We start from the raw sequence: 9,505 nt of genomic DNA on the forward strand, positions 1-9,505 counted from the left end.
CGATAGAGGAGAAGTATTTGCCTTCCTTAGATGAGTATGTTGTTCAGCCTCAGCACATTGAACAAGGCGTGGTTGCACTCAAACAACGTCAGCGTAAACTAAGTTTATGGTGTATGTTGAGTGCTGTCTTGTTTATTGCCTCCAGCATTAGCTATTTTCTACAACCTGATTTTGTCTATAGCTTTTTTGGACTGAGTACTGAAATACAGCAACTGCATATGCCCATGAGTGTCGATGAAAATCTCGCATCACTAGGACATCAGCCAGATTATTTTCTGAATTTGCTGTCGTGGTTTGGTTGGCTTGTGCTCAAGATCATGGTGTCTTTTATTGGGGCATTCATACTGGTGCACTATGCACGGAAAATTCATTTTTTCTATGTACGTTTTCAGTCTTTTATATTGAAGTTTGTGGCATGGCTCATTGCCTTTATTCTGCTTTGGTCAGGGCTGACTTATGTGCAATATGATTTAAAAGATGATGAAAGCGAGGCTTTTCAGCAAATCGTACACTACGATAAAAATATTCAGCAAAGTGAAATAGCGCAGTATTTGCAGCAGTCGCAAATACAAATGCCTGTAAAACATTATTTACTTGCGCAAACGGCATTGTTACACCAACCTGTCGATAAAAATGCAGCAATTCCGCATGTGCTTGCTCTGGTCCAAGCAGAAAAAACCGATTCACATTTTATTGAATATGGGTTTAAGCCTGAACAGTTATGGGCGATGCAGCATCAACTCTATGGCAAAACACTTACGCCGATGGCTGCAAGTGTAGAAAAACAAGTTCAGCAAGCAGCGCAGTTCACTACGGTCATGCAATTCTTTTCGCTTATCTTGATGCTACTTATGGCGCTGTTGAGTCTTGTATTTTTTGGTTTGACGCGTCAGTTAAAAGCCAGAACTTTAAGAATTGAACAGCGGATGCAGAGTGAATCTTAATCTTTTACTTCATTTATAGTCCTGCGATTAGTGGGACTTTTTATGATGAATAGTTTTAAATCTATAAAACCGATTATTAAAATAAAAACAAACTGTTTTATCTATTTTTAGATTTACTCTATGATTCTTCTATCAAATAATTTTATAGACTGCTTTGGAGAGCTTAACCATGTTAGATCAAAATACTTCAGCTCAATTAAAAACACTTCTTGAACGCCTTGAAGGTCCGATTGAATTGGTTGCGACTTTGAACGGTTCTGAGAAATCAGACAAAATCAAAGAATTGGTTGAAGAGGTTGCAGCACTGTCTCCACTGGTGACTGCACGTTTTGATGGTCAAAACTCACGTGCACCGAGCTTTGGTGTGGCAAAAGCCGGTGAAGAGCCGCGTGTATTCTTTGCGGGTTTACCGATGGGACATGAGTTTACCTCTTTGATCTTGGCATTGTTACAAACCTCAGGTTATGCACCCAAAGTATCGGATGAAGTTTTGGCTTCAATCAAAGCTTTGGGCATCCAGTCTGACTTTGACGTCTTTGTCTCTTTAAGCTGTCATAACTGTCCAGACGTGGTGCAAGCCTTAAACCTGATTGCCATTTACAATCCAGGCACGACAGCAACTATGATTGATGGGGCATTCTTCCAAGACGAAGTTGAAGAACGCAAAATCATGGCTGTACCAATGGTGTTCCAAGACAATAACCATATCGGTCAAGGCCGTATGACCTTGGAAGAAATTATTGCCAAACTGGATACCAATTCAGCAGTCAAAGAAGCTGAAAAACTCAATGCCAAAGATGCTTTTGATGTTTTAGTGATTGGTGGTGGCCCTGCGGGAAATACTTCTGCCATCTACGCAGCACGTAAAGGTATTAAAACAGGGATCGTGGCTGAACGTATGGGTGGTCAAGTCATGGATACCATGGACATTGAAAACTACACCTCGATTCAAAAGACCCAAGGGCCGAAGTTTGCTGCTGAAATGGAAGCACATGTACGTGAGTATGGTGTGGACATCATGAACTTACAGCGTGTTTCTAACATCAAAGGTGCAGATGAGACAGCAAATGGCTTGGTTGAAGTCACTTTAGAAAATGGTGCGAAGCTTGAATCTAAAACGGTAATCCTTTCAACAGGTGCACGTTGGAGAGAAATGAATGTGCCTGGTGAAGCAGAATACCGTACTCGTGGTGTTGCCTACTGCCCACACTGTGATGGTCCACTGTTTAAAGGCAAACGTGTTGCTGTGATTGGTGGAGGGAACTCAGGTGTCGAAGCTGCGATTGATCTTGCGGGGATTGTAGAACATGTGACTTTGGTTGAGTTTGATACCAAACTACGTGCTGACCAAGTGTTGCAAGATAAATTGCATAGCTTGCCTAATACCACAGTGATCCTGAATGCACTCTCAACTGAAGTTGTGGGTGATGGTTCACAAGTGACGGCATTGAAATATAAAGACCGTGCAACTGATGTAGAACATACGGTTGAACTTGCAGGAATCTTTGTACAAATTGGTTTATTACCAAACACCGATTTCTTAAAAGAAACAACGGTTGAGCTTTCAAACCGTGGTGAGATTGTGATTAACGATCGCAACGAAACCAATGTCAAAGGTGTATTTGCCGCAGGTGACTGTACGACTGTGCCATACAAGCAAATCATCATTGCCACAGGTGAAGGCGCAAAAGCATCTCTGTCTGCTTTTGATTACATTATTCGTTCTGGGCTGTAAGTGTGAAATGAAAAAGCCAACGCTCTCCCAAAATATACGTTGGCTTTTTCCCTTTATGTTGTATTGCTGATCTTTGGTTTTACCCTTGATAGGAACTGAGTCACTAACAGCTCAGTTCCTTTTTTTGTTTAAAGCAAATATCTTTTACAAAGAAAAAGCCAAAGTGCTCCCCAGTCACTTTGGCTTTTTCATTTAGTTGTTGTTTATTGTTATTCTTTGCCCAGTTTTTGTTTTGAAACTCTGAGTGTGGTCAGTACTCGGTTTCTTTTCTACTTTCCCCAAGGTTAGACGCTAAATAAGTTCAATCCTTTAAATTTTTCTAACAATTGTTGCTGTGTTTCAACGTGTTCTGGATGTGGCTCGATACAAGCAATTGGGCAAACATCGACACAGGTTTGGGTGTCATAAAAACCAACACACTCGGTGCAACGGCTGACATCTATTTCATAAATTTTATCACCTTCAAAAATAGCGGTATTGGGACATTCGGGAAGACACATATCACAGTTAATACATGCATCCGTTATTTGTAATGCCATAACATTAACCCCAGTCAGCTTGCAACATAGGCCAATGCAGGCGCTGAAATGTCGGCACTTGAATGCGGTAAGTTACGAATCAGTAGGGCATAGCGCATGTCGACATCAGCAGGAACAGGTATTTCAATCACATGCCCTGAACCTTTCGCTTCAAGTATTGGATTGCCTTTTTTATCGAGGATTTCTGTCAGTTTAAAAGTGATGTTGCCTGAAGTGGTCATGAGTTCGAGTACATCGCCCACTACAAAACGGTTTTTGACATCGACTTTCAAATAATCGCCATTGCGTTCCAAAATTTCACCGCAGTATTGTTGATGGTCAAAACTGGATGAACCATTTTCATAGTTTTGATATTCGCTATGTACGTGGCGACGTAAGAAACCTTCGGTATAACCACGGTTGGCTAGACCTTCGAGTTGTGTCATGAGTGATGGGTCAAAAGGCTTACCTGCGAGCGCATCATCTATGGCTTTGCGATAAATTTGGGCGGTACGCGCACAGTAAAAATAAGACTTGGTGCGTCCTTCAATTTTTAAAGAATGGATCCCCATTTGGGTTAAGCGCTCAACGTGTTGCACCGCGCGTAAGTCTTTTGAGTTCATAAAGTAAGTACCATGTTCGTCTTCTTCAGCAGCAAACATGTCTTCATCATGACGTTGTAGTAATACGGGTTCATCGAACTGATGTTGTGCTTGCATATGTAGTTCATCAGCATCAGTGTTTGAACAGCAATTGGAGTCTGTATTCAGATTTTGGACTGGGATCACATCACCATTTTCATCTTGCGTAGTCTCATGAACTTTATATTCCCAACGGCAGGCATTGGTACATGCCCCTTGATTGGCATCACGTTTATTCATATAGCCTGAAAGCATACAACGTCCAGAGTATGCCATGCATAACGCACCATGCACAAAAACCTCAATTTCCATGTCAGGCACTTGTTGCTTAATTTCTTCAATTTCATCAATGGATAATTCACGGGACAAAATGACACGAGTCAGTCCCATATTTTTCCAAAACTTCACAGTAGCCCAGTTGACTGCATTGGCCTGAACGGAAAGATGCACATCCATGTCTGGAAAATGCTCGCGTACCATCATAATCAGGCCTGGATCCGACATGATCAGGGCATCGGGTTGCATCGCAACCACAGGTGTGAGGTCGCGAATAAAGTTTTTGAGTTTCGAGTTATGCGGTTGAATGTTGACGACCACATAAAACTTTTTTCCTAAGTCATGCGCTTCTTGAATGCCGATAGCCAGATTGTCATGATCAAATTCATTATTGCGCACACGTAGACTGTAACGAGGTTGTCCGGCATAGACTGCATCTGCACCATAGGCAAATGCATAACGCATATTTTTAAGCGAACCTGCAGGAGAAAGAAGTTCAGTAACGTGATGAATGCTCATGATTAAACTAAGGCATAAAAAAAATATGGGTTTATTGTAGGGCTTTAAAAAATAGATTCAACCTAGTAAACAACTCGGAATTTAAGCGGGGATAGACGCGATAATCACACGTTCAAACGCTGGATTTGAGTGCTCAATTATCAATATCTGGATCTATGGTTTTATGTGGCTAAGGATAGAAGTAAATTTAAATATCCTTGTTTTATAAAGTAAAAGATCGGTTATATAAAACTTACTTGAGGTTCTAATCATCAAAAAGCTAGAGTTCTTTGTGGCCTTTTATCCGAAATAATTAGGGATCATTTTTATTAGATTTGCTGTGAAGCTAGATTTTTTATTTGTGAATTTATTAAAAAATTAAAGAAAATAAATATAAAAATTCTGCATTGACTATGTAAGGCTCGGGTAAATAGGTAGCAAAACCAAATAATACCCACAGTCTAAATTTTGTATTGATGTGTTTTATGCATCTGTAAGTCCTGCTTCAAGATGTCTTAGAATTTGGCAATCATCAATGGTTGATTGAGTTGCGCAGGACTGCCGAAGTTGTTGTAGTTGTATCTGAAATTTTTGCAATTCAATGATTTTTTGTTCGACTTGTTTCAAATGTTCATCGATCAGTTGATTGACCGCACTACAGTCTTGTTGAGGCTTTTGTTCCAGTTCAATCAGGTATTCAATTTCTTTGAGTGAGATATCCAGCGCGCGGCAACGTTTAATAAAAATGAGTCGTTTAAGCGCATCATCTTGATAATAGCGATAGTTATTTTCTCCGCGAAAAGAAGGCTCTAATAAATGCTTTTTTTCATAGAAACGAATGGTATCGGCACTTAATCCCGTTTTATGGACTAAGTCTTTCATCAAATAAATAGCAGATGAGTTTTGTTGATTCATTTTGCTTGACCTTAGAGCGACTCCATAGTTTTTAATCATAATAGAAAATGATTACGTCTGGATAGAGGTTGTGTATATGGCATGTTCTTCTTGCAGTTGTGCACCCGCACCGCAAAAGCCAAATAGTAAGTTTAGAACGGCATTGTGGATAGCCTTATTTATCAATTTAGCTATGTTCGTGGTGGAGCTTATTGGTGGAGCTTATGCACATTCGTCATCCTTATGGGCTGATTCTTTAGATTTCTTTGGTGATGCAGTCAACTATGGTATTTCCCTAGCGGTGCTTGGTGCGAGTTTATATTGGCGGGCGACAGTGGCACTGCTCAAAGGCATGACCATGGCGTTGTTTGGCTTGGTGGTGATTGGTAAAGTGATCTATGCCTATGCTTTGGGAATTCCACCTGAAGCTATGACCATGGGGGTGATTGGTGTGATTGCTTTGCTTGCGAATGTGGTTTGTGCCGTCATTTTATATGCCTTTAGAGAAGGTGACTCTAATATGCAATCGGTCTGGCTTTGTAGTCGAAATGATGCGATTGGAAATGTGGCGGTTATTTTTGCTGCAATAGGTGTATTTGGCACAGGCAGTTTGTGGCCAGACATAATCGTGGCAGGCATTATGGCGACTTTAGGTATGACTGCGGGTTATCAAGTGGTGAGCAAAGCATTATCTGAGCGTAGATTACAGCTTGAGAATTAAGAAAACGCTAAATTTCTTAATCAAAGTGAAATTATTTTCCATAAAGATGCTCCGCAGCGGCTCGGGGCATTTTGTTGTTTACATAATAAGAATAAAACTCTGCTCATTTGTTGGATTGATCTGGCTATAATGGCGCCTAATTTATGATCGCTGTTTGCGATCGACTATGACTGAAACTTACTTTTTAAAAATATAGACGATGATAAATACAATCACTCAAGTGCTTGAGCAATTGGGGTTAAGTGCACAAAAACGTGCCATTCATGCACAATTTTCACCTGCTGCATTAAATCATGACATCTTTTTGCAGCATATTGAAGGCACACATGCATTAAACCAAGGTTTAAATGTTGAATTGATCTGCCTCTCAACCAATGCCCTGATTCCACTCAAACAGTTTATCGGGGTGCAAGTCGCAGTCGATCAGATTACAGACCAAGGCACATTATTTCGCAGCACAGGGATCATCACCCACGCCGAACAAGGACAAAGTGATGGTGCACTGACCCTGTATAAACTTCGCTTAGAAGACGCAACGGCACTTTGGCATAAACGTCGCAACAGCCGAGTGTTTATGAATAAAAGTGTGCGAGATGTCAGTGAAATACTCTTCAAGGAATGGCAGAGTAAAAGTCCGCTATTTGCTGCAAGCCTCAGTCTTGATCTTTCTGGTTTAAATACAGAGATTGATGTTCGTCCCTTCATCATGCAGTCGAATGAAACCGATTATGACTTTCTAACACGGCTCTGGCGCAGTGAAGGCATCAACTGGCTGATTGATGAAGCTGAACTCTATGTGCCTCATACTCGTCATCCGATTCAAGCCCAAAAACTTAGACTCTTGGATGACAACAGTCAGTTTCAAGCCTTAAAGCGTCGACAGATTCGTTTTCATCGTTCTAGTGCTACCGAACAACAGGATAGCATCATCAGTCTGAGTGCGCAGCGCAGCCTACAACCGACTGCAGTCCATATCCAACGTTGGCAAGCCGATCACCTGAGTCAAGAAGAAGGCGCAGGTTCAGTCCAAAGCCAACATCAACACAGCACACAGCAAGACAATGCCAGCCTCAGCCTAGAACAAGCGTGGCATATTAGCCCTGCATGGATGCAAGATTTAAATGGAGAAGATCAGGCGACCACAGCATCAAACAGCCAAATTGAAAAACTCAATCAAACCCTGAGTAATGTCTACAACCAACAGGCGAAACAATTCACTGCACAGAGCACCGTACGTGATGCCCAAGTGGGGTATTGGTTTGAGTTACATGAACATCCTGAACTTGATCAACATAGTGATGCAGACAAAGAATTTCTGATCACGACCAAGACTTTTTATAATCAAAACAACTTGCCTAAAGATCTGAGTGAGCAAATTCAGCATTTACTGAAACAAAGCCAATGGTCACTCAAAACCACCACAGTGCCAAGCGAACGCCAAGCCAACCACTTGAGTTTACAGCGTCGTCACATCACGACCGTTCCAGCTTATAACCCGATAGCGCACCGACCAGCCACACACCCACAACGTGCCAAAGTTGTGGGACCAAGTGGCGAAGAAATTCATGTGGATGAATGGGGGCGGATCAAAGTTCGCTTCCTCTTTACCCGCAACGATGACCACAGCCATGACGGCGGTGCAGGCGCCAATGACAATGATACAGACTCGGCATGGGTTGATGTCTTGACCCCATGGGCGGGTGAGGGCTATGGCGCACGCTTTTTACCGCGCATTGGTGAAATCGTGGTGATTGATTTCTTTGATGGCAATCTCGACCGTCCCTTTGTGGTTGGACGGATTCATGAAGCGCAGCGCAGCCCAACGAAATTTGATCAGAAAGGGCAATTGCCAGAGACCAAGAAACTAGCTGGGATTCGCTCTAAAGAAATAGGGGGTGAAGGCTATAACCAACTCCGCTTCGATGACACCACGGGTCAAATTTCGACTCAACTACAAAGTAGTCATGGGGCAACTCAGTTGAACCTCGGTAACCTCAGCCACCCGAAAGAAGCGGAGAGAAGTGAAGGGCGAGGAGAAGGCTTCGAGCTTCGAACTGATCAATGGGGCGCGATTCGAGCAGGTGACGGTTTACTGCTCAGTAGCCATAAACAAGATCAAGCTGCAGGTACACATCTGAATGCTCAACCTGCCAAACAACAACTTGAAGGGACTTTAAACAATAGCCAAGCGTTAAGTGAAGTGGCGAAGAATCAACAGACGGATCCGCTTGAAGTTTTAGAAAACTTAAAAGGCTTCTTAGAACAGATTGAACAACAAGATCAAAACAAGGCAGATGCATTTAAACAAGCCATCATGATTCTCTCTGCACCAAACTCCATAGCTGTGAGCAGCAATGAAGATCTGTATCTCTCAGCTGATGGTCAAATCAGCCAAAGTGCAGGGGAGAGTATTAACCTTTCTACGCAGAAATCATTGATTGCGCATGCCAGTGAGAAAATAAGTCTCTTTGCAGCACAAGACGGGCTAAGAGCCTATGCAGGCAAGGGCAAGGTTGAAATCCAAGCGCAAGGTGATGAACTCGATGTCATTGCGCGGAAAGGCATTCAGATTATTTCTACGGAAGAGCAAATTGAAATTAAGGCCAATAAGAAAATCGTGCTAACTGCTGGTGGTAGTCAAATTGAGATTAGTGGTGCAGGGGTATTACCGACCACTGCTGGAAAGTTTGAGGTCAAAGCGGGGCAGCATCAGTTTTTGGATGGTGGGAAAGTTAATATGTCTTTACCAATATTAAAAGAACCAGTTTTTGCTGAAGTAACAAAATTTAGCCATCGTCTTGATTTTTCTAGTCTTGGGCTTTATTCAGATTATTTAAAAACTTCTTACCGTGTCCGCAAAAAAGATGGAATTTATTTGGAAGGTGTACTAGATGAAAGAGGTCGGACTAATAGGATTTATTCAGAAGTTGCAGAGCCTTTAGAAGTCTTTATTGATATAGATGAGCCAGTTATTGGCTATATTGAAAATGAAACAGATAGCAAAGAATAGTTGGTATAAATAATGTCGAATATTGCATTTAGATTACGCCTTACATATAAAAATGTTGACGAAGAAATTCCAAACTTAGACTATAAAGTGACTTTTCAAAGTCTTGTGTTTCCTACTACAACTAGGATTTTAGATAAAGATCAAACTACAAAGACAGGAAAGGTAATAAAAACAGAGGTGGATCAGGAAATTTGAACAACACTTATAAGTGATATTTTGCTCCCCAAATGATGTTATAAACATCAATATATGGAGTATTTTATGGCAC

Annotated in this window: 8 protein-coding genes; 5 read left to right on the plus strand and 3 right to left on the minus strand. The window is 41.6% G+C overall.

The features are described 5' to 3' along the window. The first annotated feature begins 17 nt into the window (after positions 1 to 17). Together F986_RS13760 and ahpF are read left to right on the plus strand one after the other, a co-directional pair. Positions 18 to 944 (plus strand): hypothetical protein, encoded by a 927-nt coding sequence (locus F986_RS13760; RefSeq protein ID WP_004696051.1) that lies wholly within the window; start codon positions 18 to 20, stop codon positions 942 to 944. A gap of 169 nt (positions 945 to 1,113) precedes the next feature. Next, positions 1,114 to 2,679 (plus strand): alkyl hydroperoxide reductase subunit F, encoded by a 1,566-nt coding sequence (ahpF, locus tag F986_RS13765; protein WP_004696052.1) that lies wholly within the window; start codon positions 1,114 to 1,116, stop codon positions 2,677 to 2,679. 284 nt (positions 2,680 to 2,963) lie between these two features. On the opposite strand, the gene F986_RS13770 is transcribed toward ahpF, so the two are convergent. From F986_RS13770 to F986_RS13780, 3 genes are all read right to left on the minus strand, one after another. Continuing rightward, positions 2,964 to 3,218 (minus strand): YfhL family 4Fe-4S dicluster ferredoxin, encoded by a 255-nt coding sequence (locus F986_RS13770; RefSeq protein WP_004696054.1) that lies wholly within the window; start codon positions 3,216 to 3,218, stop codon positions 2,964 to 2,966. 14 nt (positions 3,219 to 3,232) lie between these two features. Continuing rightward, entirely contained in the window at positions 3,233 to 4,633 is a 1,401-nt protein-coding gene (gene trhP / locus F986_RS13775) for a prephenate-dependent tRNA uridine(34) hydroxylase TrhP (protein ID WP_004696056.1), read from the minus strand. Positions 4,634 to 5,095: 462 nt separating this feature from the next. After that, on the minus strand, positions 5,096 to 5,527 hold the full coding sequence (locus F986_RS13780; RefSeq protein WP_004696058.1) for a Cd(II)/Pb(II)-responsive transcriptional regulator: 432 nt from the start codon (positions 5,525 to 5,527) through the stop codon (positions 5,096 to 5,098). A 76-nt stretch (positions 5,528 to 5,603) separates the two neighbouring features. Between F986_RS13780 and F986_RS13785 the strand changes: the two genes are divergently transcribed. The 3 genes from F986_RS13785 to F986_RS13795 all read left to right on the plus strand — a co-directional run bounded on the left by F986_RS13785 (position 5,604) and on the right by F986_RS13795 (position 9,432). Then, complete coding sequence (locus tag F986_RS13785; protein WP_004696060.1) at positions 5,604 to 6,227, plus strand: cation efflux transmembrane domain-containing protein; 624 nt, start codon at positions 5,604 to 5,606, stop codon at positions 6,225 to 6,227. A gap of 199 nt (positions 6,228 to 6,426) precedes the next feature. Next, complete coding sequence (locus tag F986_RS13790; protein WP_004696062.1) at positions 6,427 to 9,237, plus strand: type VI secretion system Vgr family protein; 2,811 nt, start codon at positions 6,427 to 6,429, stop codon at positions 9,235 to 9,237. A 12-nt stretch (positions 9,238 to 9,249) separates the two neighbouring features. Further along, entirely contained in the window at positions 9,250 to 9,432 is a 183-nt protein-coding gene (locus F986_RS13795) for a hypothetical protein (protein WP_004696064.1), read from the plus strand. The last annotated feature ends 73 nt before the right edge of the window (positions 9,433 to 9,505 follow it).

This window comes from Acinetobacter johnsonii CIP 64.6 (assembly GCF_000368045.1).
Taxonomy (GTDB): Bacteria; Pseudomonadota; Gammaproteobacteria; order Pseudomonadales; family Moraxellaceae; genus Acinetobacter; species Acinetobacter johnsonii.